Origin of the sequence: Mycolicibacterium austroafricanum (assembly GCF_000612725.1) — a bacterium.
Taxonomy (GTDB): domain Bacteria; phylum Actinomycetota; class Actinomycetes; order Mycobacteriales; family Mycobacteriaceae; genus Mycobacterium; species Mycobacterium austroafricanum.
Genome location: NZ_HG964455.1, coordinates 236607 through 253513, shown reverse-complemented (window position 1 = coordinate 253513; position 16907 = coordinate 236607). Strand labels below are relative to the sequence as shown.

Here is a 16907-nt window from a genome sequence, read left to right as displayed (position 1 = left end):
TTCCCGGTAACACGGGTCCCGGATGTCGCACACATCCACGGTTTCCAGCAGAAGTGCGAGTGGACCGCTGCGAGACGTGGACGTGTGTGACGGGCGGGACCGAAGTGGTGAACCCCGCCTTGCAGGTAGCTCCGACGGGCTCGGCCGTTGCCCGCCGGCCACTGTGACGGAGCAATCGGACGACGCGGACTGGAAGGACTTGTCCTCCACCCCGGTGAATGGGCTTTGCTGCCCCGGCGCCGGGGTGGTCGCGTGTTTGCTGCAAGGGGTGTGACGGTGGTCGGCCCTGCCGTCCGTTGTCGGTGGGTCCTGGTACACCTGTGGCCTCCGCACAGCCGAAGGGAGCGACACGCCGATGTGATGTGCGACACGCCGGTTCGAAACGCCTCGAAGTGCTTACGACCTGGGAATTTCAAAAATGTCATTCAGAACATCTGGTAGTTCTTCTGAATGTCGGACACTAGGTGTAGTGTTTCGAACACCGACGGACCCCCAAGATGTAGGGGCCGGCCGGAGCCAGAAGTTCCAGGAGTGTCGGATTTCCGATCCGCCGGAACAGCGCCCGGACGGCCTGGAATTTTGAAGGCTGCCGGGCCGCTGAAACTTAGCGACAAGCACGAACGCAGCAGTTGCCAGCCCACCCCCGTCTTCTCGATAGGAGCCGTACCGCCGATGACCCAGCCAGCATCCGTCACCGTGTACACCAAGCCGGCCTGCGTTCAGTGCAACGCCACCTACAAGGCCCTCGACAAGCAGGGCATCGCCTACGACGTGGTCGACATCAGCCTCGACAACGAGGCCCGCGACTACGTGATGGCGCTCGGCTACCTCCAGGCTCCCGTCGTGGTGGCGGGCAACGACCACTGGTCGGGTTTCCGTCCCGACCGGATCAAGGCGCTGGCGGGCGTCGCCGCCACCGCGTGAGCGCAGTGGCCATCGGCCACAGTCGATGAGTAGCGGGTATCGGACAGTCCAGGAGTAGGGGGGGGTCACCATGAGCAATCTCGTCTACTTCTCCAGCGTGTCGGAGAACACCCACCGCTTCGTCGAGAAGCTGGGGTTGCCGGCCACGCGGATTCCGATCCACGGGCGCATCCAGGTCGATGAGCCCTATGTGCTGGTACTGCCCACCTATGGCGGAGGGCACGCCAATGGTCCCGATCCCGACCGCGGGGGCTACGTCCCCAAGCAGGTGATCGCTTTCCTCAACGACGAACACAACCGATCGTTGATCCGCGGCGTCATCGCCGCGGGCAACACCAACTTCGGGGCCGAATTCGGCTACGCGGGGGTCATCGTCTCCCGCAAGTGTGGCGTCCCGTTCCTGTACCGCTTCGAATTGATGGGCACCACGGACGACGTCTTCGCCGTCCGTCAGGGCCTGACCGATTTTTGGGCCGACGCCCGGAAGGACCAGACGTGTCACCAACCGTCACAGCTGCAGAACCTGTAACCACCGGCGCGCACGCGCTTCCGGGGGAGATGGACTACCACGCGCTGAACGCGATGCTGAATCTGTACGACGCAGACGGCAAGATTCAGTTCGAGAAGGACGTGCAGGCGGCGCGGGAGTACTTCCTGCAGCACGTCAACCAGAACACGGTGTTCTTCCACAACCAGGACGAGAAGCTCGACTACCTGGTTCAGAAGGAGTACTACGAGCGCGAGGTGCTCGACCAGTACTCGCGCAACTTCGTCAAGGAGTTGCTGGACCGCGCGTACGCCAAGAAGTTCCGTTTCCCGACGTTCGTCGGCGCGTTCAAGTACTACACGTCCTACACGCTGAAGACCTTCGACGGGAAGCGCTATCTGGAGCGCTTCGAGGACCGTGTGGTGATGGTCGCGCTGACCTTGGCCTCGGGCGACACCACGCTGGCCGAGAAGCTGGTCGACGAGATCATGGACGGCCGGTTCCAGCCGGCCACGCCGACGTTCCTGAACTCGGGCAAGAAGCAGCGCGGCGAGCCGGTGTCGTGCTTCCTGCTGCGCATCGAGGACAACATGGAGTCCATCGGCCGCTCGATCAACTCGGCGCTGCAGCTGTCCAAGCGCGGCGGTGGAGTGGCGTTGCTGCTGACCAACATTCGCGAGCACGGCGCACCGATCAAGAACATCGAGAACCAGAGCTCGGGCGTCATCCCGATCATGAAGCTGCTGGAGGATTCGTTCTCCTACGCCAACCAGCTCGGCGCCCGCCAGGGCGCGGGAGCGGTGTACCTGCACGCGCACCATCCCGACATCTACCGGTTCCTCGACACCAAGCGTGAGAACGCCGACGAGAAGATCCGCATCAAGACGCTGAGCCTGGGCGTGGTGATCCCCGACATCACCTTCGAGCTGGCCAAGAAGAACGAGGACATGTACCTGTTCTCGCCCTATGACGTCGAGCGCGTGTACGGCGTTCCGTTCGCCGACATCTCGGTCACCGAGAAGTACTACGAGATGGTCGACGACGCCCGGATCCGCAAGACGAAGATCAAGGCGCGCGAGTTCTTCCAGACGCTGGCCGAGCTGCAGTTCGAGTCGGGCTACCCGTACATCATGTACGAGGACACGGTGAACCGGGCCAATCCCATCGACGGCAAGATCACCCACTCGAACCTGTGCTCGGAGATCCTGCAGGTCTCCACGCCGTCGGAGTTCAACGACGACTTGTCCTACAAGAAGATCGGCAAGGACATCTCCTGCAACCTCGGATCGCTGAACATCGCCAAGGCGATGGACTCGCCGGACTTCGCGCAGACCATCGAGGTTGCGATCCGGGCGCTGACCGCGGTGAGCGACCAGACCCACATCACCTCGGTGCCGTCGATCGAGCAGGGCAACAACGACTCGCACGCGATCGGCCTCGGCCAGATGAACCTGCACGGCTACCTGGCGCGCGAGCGGATCTTCTACGGCTCCGACGAGGGTGTGGACTTCACCAACATCTACTTCTACACAGTGCTCTACCACGCCCTGCGTGCGTCGAATCGCATTGCGATCGAACGGGGTACGGCGTTCAAGGGCTTCGAGAAGTCGAAGTACGCATCGGGGGAGTTCTTCGACAAGTACACCGAGCAGGTGTGGGAGCCCAAGACCGACAAGGTCCGCCAGCTCTTCACCGACGCCGGTATCCGCATCCCGAACCAGGACGACTGGAAGCAGCTCAAGGAGTCGGTGCAGCAGCACGGCATCTACAACCAGAACCTGCAGGCCGTCCCGCCGACCGGCTCGATCTCCTACATCAACCACTCGACCAGTTCGATCCACCCGATCGCCAGCAAGGTGGAGATCCGCAAGGAAGGCAAGATCGGGCGGGTCTACTACCCGGCGCCCTACATGACCAACGAGAACCTGGAGTACTACCAGGACGCGTACGAGATCGGCTACGAGAAGGTCATCGACACCTACGCCGCGGCCACCCAACACGTCGACCAGGGGCTGAGCCTGACGCTGTTCTTCAAGGACACCGCCACCACCCGTGAGGTGAACAAGGCGCAGATCTACGCCTGGCGCAAGGGCATCAAGACGCTGTACTACATCCGGCTTCGCCAGATGGCGCTCGAAGGCACTGAGGTGGAGGGTTGCGTCAGCTGCATGTTGTAACGGCTGGTCGCTGGCAGGCATATCTCGGCGAATGGCCTTGAGTAGTTGCAGCGCGCGTACCCGGTACCGCATCGATCGGAGCGTCCAGGCAGATCCGTGCGGCCGCGGCATCGAGGAGTTGTGTTGAGCCCGGTCATAGCCGAGGTAATCTGGGTCACCGCTTTGGTTTTCGGCATCGTTGCCGCGATGTTCGCCCTGATCTACGCGTGGGAGAAGTGGGTCAAAGGCACTCGACTGGAGAAGCGCATCGACGGCTTCTTCGACCGCATCGGCGAGATGTTCGACCGGCGCTAGTGGCGCCGGCGCTGATCGCGAGTGTGCAGTGACGGTAGCCGCGAGGCGCTCCTCACTACCGCCAGAGCACGTTCGCGGAGGGCCCGTAGCTGACGCCCGGCATCGATCAGCTCTCGCGAGCCTGCTCCGCCCGCAACGATTTCAAGCGTCGCTCCTCGCGCAGCACGTTCTGGTAACTCTCCCGTTCGGCGACCAGCCACTCCGGCTTCTCCTCGAGCAGCTGGTTGATCTGCTCGGTGGTGAGCGCATCGACCACGCCGCCCCGCGCGAGACCGGCGATCGAGATGCCGAGCTTGGCCGCCACCAGGTTCTTCGGGTGCGGCCCGTTCTTGCGGAGATCCTTGAGCCACTGCGGCGGATTCTCCTGCAGGGTGGCCAGCTCGGCGCGGGTGATCGGGTTCTGCTGGAACTCCGCAGGAGTCGCGGGCAGGTACACGTCCAGCTTCTTCGCCGCCGTGGCGGGTTTCATGGACTGCGCGTTCGGCCTGCTCATGGCACCAGCCTATCGATGAGACCCGACGGTAGCCTGATGCGGTGACCCGGTGCTCACTCACCCTCGGATACGTCCCCGGCGGGACGCCCGCGAAGTGGGCCAGGATCTGGGCGGAGCGCCACCCCGAGGCTCCGCTGCAGTTGCGCACCCTCGCCGCGGCAGACGCGGCCGCTGAAGTACGGGCCGGCATCGTCGACGTGGCAGTACTCCGGTTGCCGGCCGACACGTCCGGGCTGTCGGTCATCCCTCTCTACGAGGAGACCACGGTGGCCGTGGTGCCGACCGACCACATCCTCACTGCCGCCGACGAGATCACCGCCGCGGACCTCGACGGCGAGCCGGTTCTGCTGCCACTCGACAACGTCGTCGCCTGGGCGGACGCTCCAGGCGACCCGGTCCATCACCGACCCGAAACCACCTCGGATGCAATCGAACTCGTGGCTGCGGGGGTCGGTGCGCTCATCGTTCCACAGTCGCTGGCGCGGCTGTATCACCGCAAGGACCTCACGTACCGCGCCATCGCCGACGCGCCCACATGCCCCGTGGCGCTCGCCTTCCCGGAAGGGGCGCAGTCGCCGCTGGTCGAGGAGTTCATCGGGATTGTGCGGGGCCGTAAACCCGGTTCGTCGCGCGGGCAGGCCCAGTCGGCACCGAAACGCACCGCACGGGAGAAAACCCTCGCGAAGCAGGCCGCCCGCGCTGCTGCCGGCAAGGTCGCCCGCAAGCCGGGTCGCGCCGAGCGCGGTCGACGCTGACGCCGCCACGCCGGGCCGCGCCGAGCGCGGTCGACGCTGACGCCGGCAGGGCGGGTGATGTGAGGTGATCGTGGGTTCCCGGCACAACATTGCCTAACCTTAAAAAGGTAAGGCTTGCCTATTTCACCCGCGTCTCCTACATTAGCCGGAAAGTTTTCCTGTTAATGAGGAGCGGTCATGATGCGATGGTGTCGCGGTGCTGCGGCAGCGCTGTTCGCGGCGGCGACGGTGCCGCTGACCCTGGCTCCGGGTGCGGCCGCCGATCCGGAGATCCACGCCGACCCCCAGGGTCCGCAGGAGTTCGCGATCACCTCTGAGGTGCCGACGCTCGCCGAACTCGACGCACAGATCCGGCTTCTGGTCGCCACGCCTGCGCCGGACTGGGTGAAGGCGGCGCAACTCGAAGGCGGTGACCGCGCCGTGGTCGTGCCGAAGATGATCTACCGCGTCGGCTTTTTCCGGTCGCCGAAGGGATCGAGCATGGTGACCGGTCCCGAGACCCACGAACCGGATCTGCACACCGCGGTCATCAACGCCAGCCGCCAGGGTGCACCGACCGTGGCGGTCGTCGCCGAATGGCGTCGCATCGACGGCCGGTGGAAGCTGGCGAGCAAGTCGTTGTGCAACGGCATCAAGACGATCGGTCTGCCGATTCCCTGCAATTTCCAATGATCGAAACCCACGGTCTGACAAAGTCTTTCGGTCCACATCGGGCGCTCGACGACGTTACCGTCACCTTTCCCGCCGGTGCGGTGACCGCACTGCTGGGGCTCAACGGGGCGGGCAAGACCACCCTGCTGCGGCTGATCGCCGGCCTGGACCGACCCGACGGCGGCGCGGTCACCGTGAGCGGTCGAACCCCGTTCGGTGACCCGCATCTCGTGGGTGCGCACCTCGGGCCCGACGCGCTGGACCCGCGGCACACCGTCGCCCGGCACCTGCGCTGGCTGGCGGCGCTGGCCGGCGTCGACGACGGCCGAGTGGCACAGGTGCTGGAGGAGACCGGTCTGTCCGCCCAGCGCTGCAACCGGATCGGCGGGTTGTCACTCGGTGCCCGGCAGCGCCTCGCCATCGCCGGGGCACTGCTGTGCCGGCCGCAGGCGCTGCTCTTCGACGAGCCGCTCAACGGACTCGATGTGCCTGGAATCGTCTGGTTCCGTGGCCTTCTCCGACAGCTCGCCGACACCGGTTGCGTGGTGGTGGTGGCCACTCACCTGCTCGCCGAGGTGGTGCTGTCCGCCGATCGCGTCATCCTTTTGGAGGCGGGTCAACCGCGGCTCGACGGAGCGCTGGCAGACGTGATCCCGGCCGGCGCGGATTCTCGTGACTGGCTGGAGTCCACGCTGCTCGACTGTGTGGCGTGCGCGTGAGCGCCGAGCTGGTGGCGCGCGGGGTGCGCGCCGAGCTCGTCCGGACCTCGGGTCGCAGCCGGCTGTGGACCGTCCTGGTGCCCGCGGCCGTCGCCGTGCCGGCGGTGATCACCTTCGCGATCGCGCTGGCAGCCGAAACCTTCGCACGCATCCCCGGCCAGATCTCTGTGCTTCAGGTGCCGACCTCCAACGCGGCCTACTGGGTCATCACCGTCACCACCGTCGTGGTGGCACTCGGGGCCGCCGACGGTCAGGCTTCCGAAAATCGCTATCGGGCAGACGAATACGTGCGGCTGGCGGCGCGACGCCAATGGCCGGTGCTGGTCGGCCGATGGCTGTTCCACGGTGCGCTCGGGGCCGTGGTGGCCGTCGCCGCGCTGCTCGTCGTGCTCGTCGCCCTTCCGGTGCTGTCGCCGCACGTGTACGGGTCGGTGTCGGCCGCCGACCCGGTCGCGCTGCGGCTGCTGTGGACCGTCCCGCTGCTCAGCTTCTTCGCCGCCGGTGCCGGGGTCGGTGTCGGCGCGCTCATCCGTTCCCCGCTCGGCGCCGCGGCCGTGATCCTGGTGTGGGTCTACGCCTTCGAGTCGGCGGCCGGGTACCTGCCGAGCGGTGCGTTCCTGCAGCGCTTCATGCCCGTCCTCAACGGGGTCTACGCCACCGGCCAGGACGCCGTGTTGACGCCTCCGTGGGGGCAGAACGCCGCCCTGCTCTACGTGTGTTCACTGTTCACGGCGGTCTTCGTGGTCGCCGCCGTCGAAAGGACTGTCCGCCATGGCTGATTCACCCCTTCCGCTCGCCGAGCGGTCGGACGCCGACCTTCCCGGGCACTGGCTGTTGGCCCGCCTGGGCAAGCGGGTGCTGCGTCCCGGTGGCCTGGAGCTGACCACCCGCCTGCTCGCGGCGGCCCGCATCGGCGGATCCGACGTCGTCGAACTCGGGCCCGGCCTGGGCCGCACCGCATCCGACATCATCGCGGCACAGCCGCGCTCGTACGTCGGGGTCGACGACACGGCCGCGGCGACCGAGAACGTCAAGGCCATCGTTGCCCCGGTCAACGGCGCGGTGGTGGTCGCCGACGCGTCGACCACCGGGTTGCCCGACGGCAGCGCCGACGTGGTGGTGGGCGAGGCGATGCTGACGATGCAGGGCGAGAAGGCCAAGCGCGCCATCATCGCCGAGGCGTTCCGGGTGCTGCGGCCAGGAGGCCGCTACGCCATTCACGAACTCGGTCTGACCCCAGATGACCTGTCCCAGGACATCAAGGACGACATCCGGCGCGAGATGTCTCGTGCCATCAAGGTGAATGCACGCCCCCTGACCATCGCGGAGTGGACAGCGCTGCTGACCGAGGCGGGTTTTCAGGTCGAGACCGTCGACCAGGCCCCGATGGCACTGCTCAGTCCCGCCCGGGTGCTGGCCGACGAGGGACTGTTCGGTGCGCTGCGCATCGTCGGGAACATGATCCGCCGTCCCGCCGCGCGCCGCCGGGTGCTCGGGATGCGCGCCACCTTTGCGCGGTACCGCCGCTCGCTGACCGCGGTCGCGGTCGTCGGCGTCGTGCCGGGGCAGTGACACACTCGTCTTATGGCAGTACAAGGCCGCGACACCGACAAGGCGTCGGACCGGGCCGCGGGCCGGCAGCGGCAGAAGGTGCTGGGGCTGCTGCGTGAGACGAATCGGCCTCTCGACGCCCAGGGCGTCGCCGACACTCTGCAGATCCATGTCACCACCGCACGGTTTCACCTGTCGGCACTGGAGTCCCAGGGCTATGTGCGGCGGGGCCGCGGTCCCAAGGCGGCGGGGGCGGGGCGGCCCAAGCTGACCTACGAACTGGCCCCGCGGCTGGATTACGCCGACATCGTGTGCCTGTTCGCCACGCACCTGGGCGGCACGCCGCGGGAACGGGAATCGCGGGCGCGGCGTATCGGTGCCGACCTGGCTCACCGGGTGCGCCTGGCCAGGCCGCGCCACGAGACCTCGATCGCCGACCTGGTCGTTGCCACGTTGACAGAGCTGGGATTCCAAGTGCGCTCGGTGCTGTCGTCATTCGGCGAGGTGACCGTGCAGCTGTGCACATGCCCGCTCGCCGAGGTCGCCAAGGCGGCACCCGAAGTGGTCCGCGGTATCCAGCAGGGCATGATTCAAGAAGTGATCGACGTCAATGCCGCGTCGATCGGCGGAAACTACAGCGTCGCGGTGACCCCGGATCCGCACGCGGGCTCGTGCGAGATCGGTTTGCTCCTTCGCCCGGCCCGAGGCTGATGATCGATCGGAAAGGACGGCGACCGTGGACGCCTTGTCATTGAAGAGTGTCGGTGACGAACAACTCGACGCGGCACGGGTGGCGAGCGCCGGGCGGGCCGCGCACACCGTATTCGGTGGGCGGGACCGCACGCTGCGGCAGACGGTGCTCGCGCTGGCCGCGGGAAACCGGCTCGACGATCACGAAAGTCCGGGTGAGGCAACGCTTCTGGTGTTGCGCGGCAAGGTGCAGATCGGAACGGCGACGGACAGCGTCGACGGCGGGGAAGGTGATTATCTGGTGATCCCGGATGAGATCCACAACCTGGTGGCGCTGGAGGATTCCGTCGTATTGCTGACCGTCGTCGCCCGCCGCTGAGTGCTCAGATCGTCAGCGTCCCGTCGTCGTTGATCGTCCATTCCGGGTTCAGCGCGACCTCCCAGACGTGCCCGTCGGGATCGGCGAAGTAGCCCGAGTAGCCGCCCCAGAACACCTTCTCGGCCGGCTTGAGGATCGTCGCCCCCGCTGCCTTGGCCTGGGCCAGCACCGCGTCGACGTCGGCTTCGGTGCGCTGGTTGATCGCGATGGTGATGCCGCTGAAGCGGCCGTCGACCGGCATGTGGGCGTCCTGCGCGAGATCGTCGCGGCCGAACAGCGCCAGCGCGATCCCGGGGAGTTGGTAGAACACGACACCCTCGGGGGCCGCCTTGGGCACCCAACCCAGGCCCTGCTCGTAGAACCGCCGGGCCCGGACGAGATCGTCGACACCGAGGGTGATCAAGCTGACTCGTTGCTCCATGCTCACCAGTCTCCTGGCTGCCCGGGCAGGTAGGTGCCGATCGACCACTGTCGCCCCTCGGGGTCGAGCAGCTCCGTCCGGAAATTGCCCCACTGTGTGGTTTCCGGAGGGATCAACACCGCGGTGCCGCGGCCGTCCGCACGCTGGTGGATCGCGGTGACGTCAGCCTGGTCGACGACCACGTACAGCCCGGAGCCGACGCAGTCGCCCTTGACGGCGGGGACGTCGTAGCCGCGGTCGTCGTGCTGCACACACACCACTGCGTCGCCGCGCCGCAGTTCAGCGTGAATGAGGCCGCCGTCGTCACGGAACTCGCGTACGACGTCGAAGCCCAGTACCTCGGTGATCCAGCCGACCGCCGCGTCGGGATCGCGGTAACAGATGAACGCAGTCAGATGCCCTGAAGTCATGTGCTAGGTGTACCCGTGAGCACCGACATCTCGTCCGTGCCCGATCATGACCGGGCTGTTCAGACCACCAGATCTGACCAGAACCCGACGGTCGGACGCGCGCCCGGGGCGCGGTGACCGGGGCCGAATTCGTTGTCGACGTAGTCGGCGAGGTCGGCGCCCCCGCAGGTGACGTCGGTACGCACCACCGACAACACCGGGTGGCCGAACGATCCGCGGCCGGCGGGCAGGTAGTGATGCGAATACACCGGGATCAGCTGCGGGACACGAGCCAGCTGATACCTCGCCGTGCGCAACGCGTCCTTCATCCGGGACGGACGTTGCCCCCAGCCGTCGCCCCAGAACCCGCCCCACTCCACGGCGAACAGGACACCGTCGGCCGGGAGTTGCAGCCGCTTGGCCAGACTTCTGCGTCCCTCGCCGCGCCAATTCGGCCACGAGGCGTCCACCGGTAGCCCGGCCGCGAGGAACGCCCGATGGTCGTCGGCGAACTCGAAGCCGAAATCTGTTTCCACACGGGCGAACTCGTCGTCGGACATGCCGCGTTCGATGACCACCGTGCCGCGGGCAGCGAGGCGTGCCGCAGCCACGGTGCCGAGCTGCGCTCCGCCCACGCCGACCATCCGTGCCCGCCGACGATCAGAAGCTGTGCTGCGGACCCTGCGCCTTCTTGTACAGCGCCTTGAGCATGCGGTCCCGGAACGCCGCGTTGTCGATCAGCTTCACGCCGGCGGCGGCCAGCCTGGGCTGTCCGATCAACTTGTGCATGTAGCGGCCGCGCCGGTACTCACGGCCCCACGCCGCCTCCATGCGCTGCGCGTAGTTGGTGAAGTCGTCGGGCCCGCCGTTCATCAGCGCCGCCACCGCGCACTCGCCTGCGGCCAGGCCGGATTCGAGGGCCTTGGAGATGCCGGCACCCGAGGCCGGCTTGCCTGCGCCCAGCGAGTCACCGGTGAACAGCACCCCGGGACGCCACGGCGGCCACGCGGTGAAGCCCATCGGCAATCGCCACGCCCGCACGCTCTTGTTCTTCTTGAGCTCCTCGATCGGCGGCAGATCCCACTCACGCGGCAGCGTGCGCAGAAAGTCACCCAGGAACTGGGTGGCGTTGATCGCCTGCCAGTTCTTGTAGCTGTTGACGTAGCCCAGCCCGATGTTGAAGATCCCGTTGCCCATCGGGAACACCCAGCCGTACCCGGGCAGCTGGTCACCCTGGAACAGCAGCTTGAGGTAGATGTCCAGCGAGTCTGTGTCCGGGCGGTTGGCCGGCATCTCGGACCGGATCGCGATCGCCGAGTAGCCGTTGTACTCGGAGTCGATCTTCAACGCGCGCTTGATGGGGGAGTAGGCGCCGTCGGCGGCGATCACCGCGTCGCCGTAGACCTTCTCTCCGCCCTTGAGAACCACGCCGATCACCCGGCCGCTGGCGTCGAACTCCGGCCCGGCCACCTCGGCGCCTTGCCGCACCTCGGCACCGGCGGACTCGGCGTGCTTGAGCAGCACGGTGTCGAGATGTTCGCGGCTGACCGTGTGGCCGTGGTCGGGCATGCCGGGACGCTTCGGGAACGACAGCTCCCAGCGGCTCGGGCTGAACACGGTGACCCGGTTCACCCGGTGGTAGGTGGCGACCTCGTCGGCCAGACCCATCTTCTGCAGGTAGCTGACCGCGCGTGCGGTCAGCCCGTCACCGCACGGCTTGGCCCGCGGGAACTGTGCCTTGTCCAGCACCACCACTTTGGCACCGGTCTGCGCCGCCTGCCACGCGGCGGCCGACCCGGAAGGGCCTCCACCTGCGATGACCACGTCGTATCGCTGCGTCATAAATCTCTCTCGTCGAGCGGCTGTCGCAGGAGATAGTACCCAAACTCGCTGTGTGCGCGCGTCGAGCGGATCCGCCCGGCCCCGTGGCCCCACAGGTGCCCGTCCGATGTGACTCCGCACGGTCTGAGCAGGTCAGCGAGGCATGGCCGGGTACAGTGATCGGGTGCGACGAGGGTCGAGGGCGCGCGCCGCCGAAGAGCCGGGTGTCAAGGTGGACGCCCGCAGCGAGCGCTGGCGTGAGCACCGCAAGAAGGTGCGCTCGGAGATCGTCGACGCCGCGTTCCGGGCCATCGACCGGCTGGGCCCCGAGGTGTCGCTGCGCGAGATCGCCGAAGAGGCCGGCACCGCCAAACCCAAGATCTACCGCCACTTCACCGACAAATCGGATCTCTTCCAGGCGATCGGCCAGCGGATGCGGGACATGTTGTGGGCGGCGATCTTCCCGTCGATCAACATCTCCACCGACGCCGCGCGCACCGTCGTCTTCCGCGCCGTCGAGCAGTACGTCCGGCTGGTCGACGAGCACCCGAACGTGGTGCGTTTCCTGATGCAGGGCCGGTTCGCCGAGCAGAGCGAGTCGGCGATGCGTGCGCTGAACGAGGGGCGCGACATCACGTTGGGGATAGCCGAGATGTTCAACAACGAGCTCAGCGACATGGAGCTCGACAACGCGGCCTTCGAGCTTGCCGGTTTCGCGACGTTCGGCGCCGCGGCGTCGGCCACCGACTGGTGGCTGGGCGCCGAACAGGACAGCCCGCGCCGGTTGCCGTCGGAGAAGTTCGTCGACTACCTGACCACCATCATGGTCGGCTCCATCAACGGCACCTGTGAGGTGCTCGGCATCAAGATCGACCCGGACGTGCCGCTGCATGAGGGCGTCAAGCGCCGCGAACAGGTCGCGTAACCCGCTTCGCCGAAATTGCATCTAAGCAGGGGAAGTGCGAGAGCGGACCTGCTGGAACGCAATTTCGGCGGGCCGTGACAACGCAGTTTCGGCGGGCCGTGAAAAGTTTGAGGCGGATGCCTCATGCCGTGATCACGGCGCACACCGACGATCAATGGCATGAACACACACCTCGCCCCCCGTGACGCCGCCGAGGCCGTCACCGCACATCCCGTCCTGCCCGCCGGAGACGACGAACGCTTCGTCGGTTTCGGCATCATGGGCCTGCCGTTCGCAGGTGGCCACTACCTGGCGCTGCGCCAGTTCCCCGCCACCACGTTCGCACCCGCCTACGTCTCCGTCTGGCACCGGGACCCGGCCTGCACGTGGACGTTCTACGCCACCACGCCCGGCCAGCAGAGCTGCGCGCGGTACTTCAGTTCGGCGACCCCGAACGACGCGGTCCAGTGCGACATCGACGTCACCTGGCAGTCGTCGTGGTCGGTGCACATCGAGATCCCCAAACTGCTGCAGTGGACCGTGCAGTTGCAGAACACCTGGGCGACAAGGCTTATGACGTCGATCGGCACGCGACTGCCGGAAGCGGCGTGGACCAACCCCGCGACGCTGTCGATGATCAGCCGGGTCGCCGGTCCCACCCTCGGTGCGGGTGACATCCGGCTTACAGGGACGGCGGCCAACGGTCAGCGCTACATGGTCGCGCCCAAGACGGTGTGGGCCGTCGCCGCCTCCCGCGCCATGCTGCGCGGCGAGGACCTCGGCCCCATCGGTCCGCTGATGCGGCAGGCGCGTCTCGGCGACTTCCGGCTGCCGCAGCGCGGTATCGGCGTCATCGGGTCGGGCCACTTCGAGAACTACGACGCCGACCGGCACCGGGCCGCCGAGCGCACCGTGGCGTTCGGCTGAGAAGTCCGCCGTGAACAGGCAGAATCAGCGGATGGCACCGCCGGCCGAACACCCGGCCCGATCGCCCAGCAGGGCCGAACTGCTGGCGGCGCTGTCCATCGCCATCGACCTCGGGCTGGGGCAGCCGGCCGAACACATGTTGCGGTCGGCGGTCATCGCCACGAGGATCGCCGAGCGACTCGGCCTCGACCGCCCAGAGCGTGACTGCTGCTACTACACCGCGCTGATCATGTGGATCGGCTGCCATGCCGACTCCCACGAGTACGCGCACTGGTTCGGCGACGACATCGCCGTCCGGCACGACTCCTACCTGGTCGACTGGACCGGCCTGCCGTATCTGCGGTTCCTGATGGCCAACACCGGCCGCGGGCAACCGCTGCTGCACCGATTGAGCCTGATGGCAACACTTCTCGCCGATGCGCGCGGTCAGATCTCACAACTGATCCACTCGCACTGCGCCTCGGCGGGAATGTTGGCCGACCGGCTGGGGGTGAGCGCGGAGGTGCAGTCGGCGCTCGGGTACACGTTCGAACGCTACGACGGCGGCGGACTGCCCGGCGGTGTCGGCGGCGACGACATCCCGTTGCCGATGCGGGTGGCCCAACTCGCCGACATGGTGGAGGTGCACCACCGCGCCTACGGCGTCGACGGTGCGGTCGCGATGGCCCGCAGCCGCCGCGGCGGGCAGTTCGATCCGCGGGTCGTCGACGCGTTCACCGCCGACGCGGTGGCGGTGCTGTCGGTCCCGGCGCCGGGAGACGCCTGGACGGTCGCGTTGCGCGAGGCCCCGGACTACTGGGAGCGGCTGCGCGGCGCGGAACTGGATGCACTGCTGGTGGCCCTCGGTGATTTCGTCGACCTGAAATGCCCTTTCACACTTGGGCATTCGCGCGCGGTCGCCGAACTGGCCGCGGGCGCGGCAACGGTGGTGGGCTTGGACGCCGACACTGTCACCGTGGTGCGCCGCGCTGGGCACCTGCACGACCTGGGCCGCATCGGCGTGTCCAATCAGATCTGGTCGAAGCCGTCGTCGCTGACTGCGGGGGAGCTGGAGCGGGTGCGCCTGCACCCGTATCTGACGGTGCGCATCCTCAGCCAGGTCGGCGGCCTCGACACGGTCGCCCAGGTGGCGGGCAACCACCACGAGTATCTCGACGGCTCCGGGTACCCGCGGGGCCTGCCTGCCGCGGCGTTGAGCCTTCCCGACCGGCTTCTCGCGGCGGCCGTGGCCTACCAATCCGCCCTCGAGCCACGTCCGTACCGTGATGCGCTGCCTGCGACGTCGGCGGCGGCCCGCCTGCGGGAACGGGTGCGCGAGGGCCGGCTCGACGAGGTGGCCGTCGAGGCGGTGCTGCAGGCCGCAGGCCACCGGGCCCGGGGATACAGCCCCCGGCCCGGCGGCCTGACCCCGCGTGAGATCGAGGTGCTGTGCCTGGTCGCGCGTGGTGCCTCGAACAAGGAGATCGCCGCGACGCTGGGGATCTCCGGGAAAACCGCGCGCAACCACGTCGAACGGACCTACGCCAAGATCGGCGCCACCAACCGCATCGGCGCCAGCATGTTCGCGCTCAACCACGGCTTGGTCACCCCGGCCTGAGCTCGCCGAAATTGCATTCCAGCAGCGAAACCGCGAGTGCCGGCCTGCTGGAATGCAATTTCGGCGGAAGGGGATTTAAGTGGTACCGGCGTTCCCAGGTACAGTCGGAGCCATGACCGTCGCTGAACAGGCTGACCTCACCTCCGCCGGCCAGACACCGGTGCGGACCCGCGCGCTGATTATCGGCTCCGGCTTCTCCGGGCTCGGGATGGGCATCGAGCTGCAGCGACGCGGCGTCGACTTCCTGATCCTGGAGAAGGCCGACGAGATCGGCGGCACCTGGCGGGACAACACCTATCCCGGCTGCGCCTGCGACATCCCGTCGCACATGTACTCGTTCTCGTTCGAACCCAAGCCGGACTGGACCCACATGTGGTCGTTCCAGCCCGAGATCCAGGACTACCTGCTCGGGGTCACGGCCAAGTACGGGCTGCGCCGCTACGTCGAGTTCGGCGCGCACGTCGACCGGGCGCTGTGGGACGACGACGAAATGCGTTGGCACGTCCACACCAAGGACGGCCGCGAGTTCATCGCTCAGTTCCTGATCTCCGGCGCCGGCGGGCTGCACATCCCGCTGATCCCGGAATTCGACGGGTACGACGAATACCTGGCCGCGGGCCGGGTCGCGTTCCACTCCGCGCAGTGGGACCACGACGTCGACATCACCGGCAAGAAGGTGGCGGTGATCGGCACGGGTGCCAGCGCGATCCAGATCGTGCCCGAGATCGTCAAGGACGTCGACGAACTGCAGCTCTATCAGCGCACCCCGGCCTGGGTGATGCCGCGCCCGAACAACCCGATCCCCGAGGGTCTGCAGCGTGTGTTCACCAACGTGCCCGGCACCAGGGCCGCGATGCGCGCCGGCATCTACTGGCTGCACGAGGCCGTCGGGTTCGCGATGACCAAACAGCCCCGGCTGCTCAAACTCGGCGAGCTGGCCGGCAAGTGGAACATCCGCCGCTCGATCAAAGACCGTGAACTGCGGCGCAAACTCACCCCCGATTACCGGGCGGGCTGCAAGCGAATCCTCAACTCGGACACCTACTATCGCGGCATCGCCGACCCCCGCACCGAGGTGATCACCGACCGCATCGCCCGGTTCAGTCCGCGCGGCATCGTCACCACAGACGAGCACGGTCGGGAGACCGAAAGAGAAGCCGACGTGGTGGTTTTCGCCACCGGCTTCCACGTCACCGACTCCTACACCTATGTCGACATCAAGGGCCCCGGCGGGGTGGACCTCGTCGACCGGTGGAACCGGGAAGGGATCGCCGCGCTGCGCGGCATCACCGTCGCCGACATGCCGAACCTGTTCTTCCTGCTCGGCCCGAACACCGCGCTGGGCCACAACTCGGTGGTGTTCATGATCGAGTCGCAGATCCGCTATGCCGCCAAGGCCATCGCCGCGGTGGACAAGGCCGGCGCGCAGGCGCTGGCGCCGACCCGCGCGGCGCAGGACGACTACAACGACGAACTCCAGCACGACCTCGGCGGCACGGTGTGGAGCACCGGTGGTTGCCGCAGCTGGTACCTCGACGAGCACGGCGTCAACCGCACGTTGTGGAGCGGGATGACCTGGCAGTACTGGCTGGCGACCCGGCGGTTCAACAAGTCCGAATACACGTTCCGCTGACTTCGGCGCGACACACCGAACCACTACATCTCGTATTGCGCGGCGATGTCGTACACCAGTTGTAGTGTTGGTGGCGCGGCGGGAGATCCTGCGGC

At 67.2% G+C, this 16907-nt stretch carries 20 protein-coding genes; 15 read left to right on the top strand and 5 right to left on the bottom strand.

Annotated features, from left to right (window positions below; genetic code table 11):
- Positions 1-672: 672 nt before the first annotated feature.
- The 4 genes from BN976_RS21380 to BN976_RS33875 all read left to right on the top strand — a co-directional run bounded on the left by BN976_RS21380 (position 673) and on the right by BN976_RS33875 (position 3882).
- Positions 673-924, top strand: coding sequence for a redoxin NrdH (locus BN976_RS21380; protein ID WP_011779273.1), 252 nt, complete (start codon positions 673-675; stop codon positions 922-924).
- Positions 925-994: 70 nt separating this feature from the next.
- Entirely contained in the window at positions 995-1453 is a 459-nt protein-coding gene (nrdI, locus tag BN976_RS21375; protein ID WP_011779274.1) for a class Ib ribonucleoside-diphosphate reductase assembly flavoprotein NrdI, read from the top strand.
- 29 nt (positions 1454-1482) lie between these two features.
- Positions 1483-3588 (top strand): class 1b ribonucleoside-diphosphate reductase subunit alpha, encoded by a 2106-nt coding sequence (gene nrdE, locus BN976_RS21370; protein WP_084182351.1) that lies wholly within the window; start codon positions 1483-1485, stop codon positions 3586-3588.
- 123 nt (positions 3589-3711) lie between these two features.
- The gene (locus BN976_RS33875) at positions 3712-3882 is read left to right on the top strand and encodes a hypothetical protein (RefSeq protein WP_158498039.1); all 171 of its coding nucleotides are present in this window, start codon (positions 3712-3714) and stop codon (positions 3880-3882) included.
- Between the two features lie 106 nt (positions 3883-3988).
- Here BN976_RS33875 and BN976_RS21365 read toward each other — a convergent pair whose 3' ends face one another.
- Entirely contained in the window at positions 3989-4375 is a 387-nt protein-coding gene (locus BN976_RS21365) for a DUF5997 family protein (protein WP_036373663.1), read from the bottom strand.
- A gap of 41 nt (positions 4376-4416) precedes the next feature.
- On the opposite strand from BN976_RS21365, the gene BN976_RS21360 reads away from it, so the two are divergent.
- From BN976_RS21360 to BN976_RS21330, 7 genes are all read left to right on the top strand, one after another.
- A complete protein-coding gene (locus BN976_RS21360; RefSeq protein WP_011779278.1) occupies positions 4417-5130 on the top strand; it encodes a LysR family substrate-binding domain-containing protein in 714 nt (237 codons plus the stop codon).
- Between the two features lie 177 nt (positions 5131-5307).
- Positions 5308-5802: an MTB12 C-terminal domain-containing protein gene (locus BN976_RS21355; RefSeq protein WP_036373660.1), complete on the top strand. Its 495-nt coding sequence runs from the start codon at positions 5308-5310 to the stop codon at positions 5800-5802.
- Positions 5799-6500: an ABC transporter ATP-binding protein gene (locus BN976_RS21350; RefSeq protein ID WP_036373658.1), complete on the top strand. Its 702-nt coding sequence runs from the start codon at positions 5799-5801 to the stop codon at positions 6498-6500. Before BN976_RS21355 ends, BN976_RS21350 begins: the two co-directional genes overlap by 4 nt.
- Positions 6491-7279 (top strand): ABC transporter permease, encoded by a 789-nt coding sequence (locus BN976_RS21345; RefSeq protein WP_199558984.1) that lies wholly within the window; start codon positions 6491-6493, stop codon positions 7277-7279. Before BN976_RS21350 ends, BN976_RS21345 begins: the two co-directional genes overlap by 10 nt.
- On the top strand, positions 7272-8072 hold the full coding sequence (locus tag BN976_RS21340; RefSeq protein WP_011779282.1) for a class I SAM-dependent methyltransferase: 801 nt from the start codon (positions 7272-7274) through the stop codon (positions 8070-8072). Before BN976_RS21345 ends, BN976_RS21340 begins: the two co-directional genes overlap by 8 nt.
- 12 nt (positions 8073-8084) lie before the next feature.
- A complete protein-coding gene (locus BN976_RS21335; RefSeq protein WP_036373655.1) occupies positions 8085-8762 on the top strand; it encodes a helix-turn-helix transcriptional regulator in 678 nt (225 codons plus the stop codon).
- A 25-nt stretch (positions 8763-8787) separates the two neighbouring features.
- Positions 8788-9120 (top strand): cupin domain-containing protein, encoded by a 333-nt coding sequence (locus BN976_RS21330; protein WP_011779284.1) that lies wholly within the window; start codon positions 8788-8790, stop codon positions 9118-9120.
- Positions 9121-9124: 4 nt separating this feature from the next.
- Here BN976_RS21330 and BN976_RS21325 read toward each other — a convergent pair whose 3' ends face one another.
- The 4 genes from BN976_RS21325 to BN976_RS21310 are packed head-to-tail and all read right to left on the bottom strand — an operon-like array spanning position 9125 to position 11772.
- Positions 9125-9541: a VOC family protein gene (locus BN976_RS21325; RefSeq protein WP_011779285.1), complete on the bottom strand. Its 417-nt coding sequence runs from the start codon at positions 9539-9541 to the stop codon at positions 9125-9127.
- A gap of 2 nt (positions 9542-9543) precedes the next feature.
- Positions 9544-9951 carry a VOC family protein gene (locus BN976_RS21320; RefSeq protein ID WP_036373652.1) on the bottom strand — a complete coding sequence of 136 codons (408 nt, stop codon included), beginning with the start codon at positions 9949-9951 and terminating at the stop codon, positions 9544-9546.
- 59 nt (positions 9952-10010) lie between these two features.
- Positions 10011-10574: a hypothetical protein gene (locus BN976_RS21315; RefSeq protein WP_036373648.1), complete on the bottom strand. Its 564-nt coding sequence runs from the start codon at positions 10572-10574 to the stop codon at positions 10011-10013.
- Positions 10575-10590: 16 nt separating this feature from the next.
- Entirely contained in the window at positions 10591-11772 is a 1182-nt protein-coding gene (locus BN976_RS21310) for a geranylgeranyl reductase family protein (RefSeq protein ID WP_036373644.1), read from the bottom strand.
- A 163-nt stretch (positions 11773-11935) separates the two neighbouring features.
- Here BN976_RS21310 and BN976_RS21305 point away from each other — a divergent pair, with 163 nt between their 5' ends.
- From BN976_RS21305 to BN976_RS21290, 4 genes are all read left to right on the top strand, one after another.
- The gene (locus BN976_RS21305) at positions 11936-12676 is read left to right on the top strand and encodes a TetR/AcrR family transcriptional regulator (protein ID WP_036374208.1); all 741 of its coding nucleotides are present in this window, start codon (positions 11936-11938) and stop codon (positions 12674-12676) included.
- Between the two features lie 159 nt (positions 12677-12835).
- Entirely contained in the window at positions 12836-13582 is a 747-nt protein-coding gene (locus BN976_RS21300) for a hypothetical protein (RefSeq protein ID WP_036373641.1), read from the top strand.
- Between the two features lie 31 nt (positions 13583-13613).
- Positions 13614-15179, top strand: a complete 1566-nt coding sequence (locus tag BN976_RS21295; RefSeq protein ID WP_036373639.1) for an HD domain-containing phosphohydrolase — start codon at positions 13614-13616, stop codon at positions 15177-15179.
- A gap of 112 nt (positions 15180-15291) precedes the next feature.
- Complete coding sequence (locus tag BN976_RS21290) at positions 15292-16812, top strand: flavin-containing monooxygenase (protein WP_011779292.1); 1521 nt, start codon at positions 15292-15294, stop codon at positions 16810-16812.
- Positions 16813-16907: the final 95 nt, after the last annotated feature.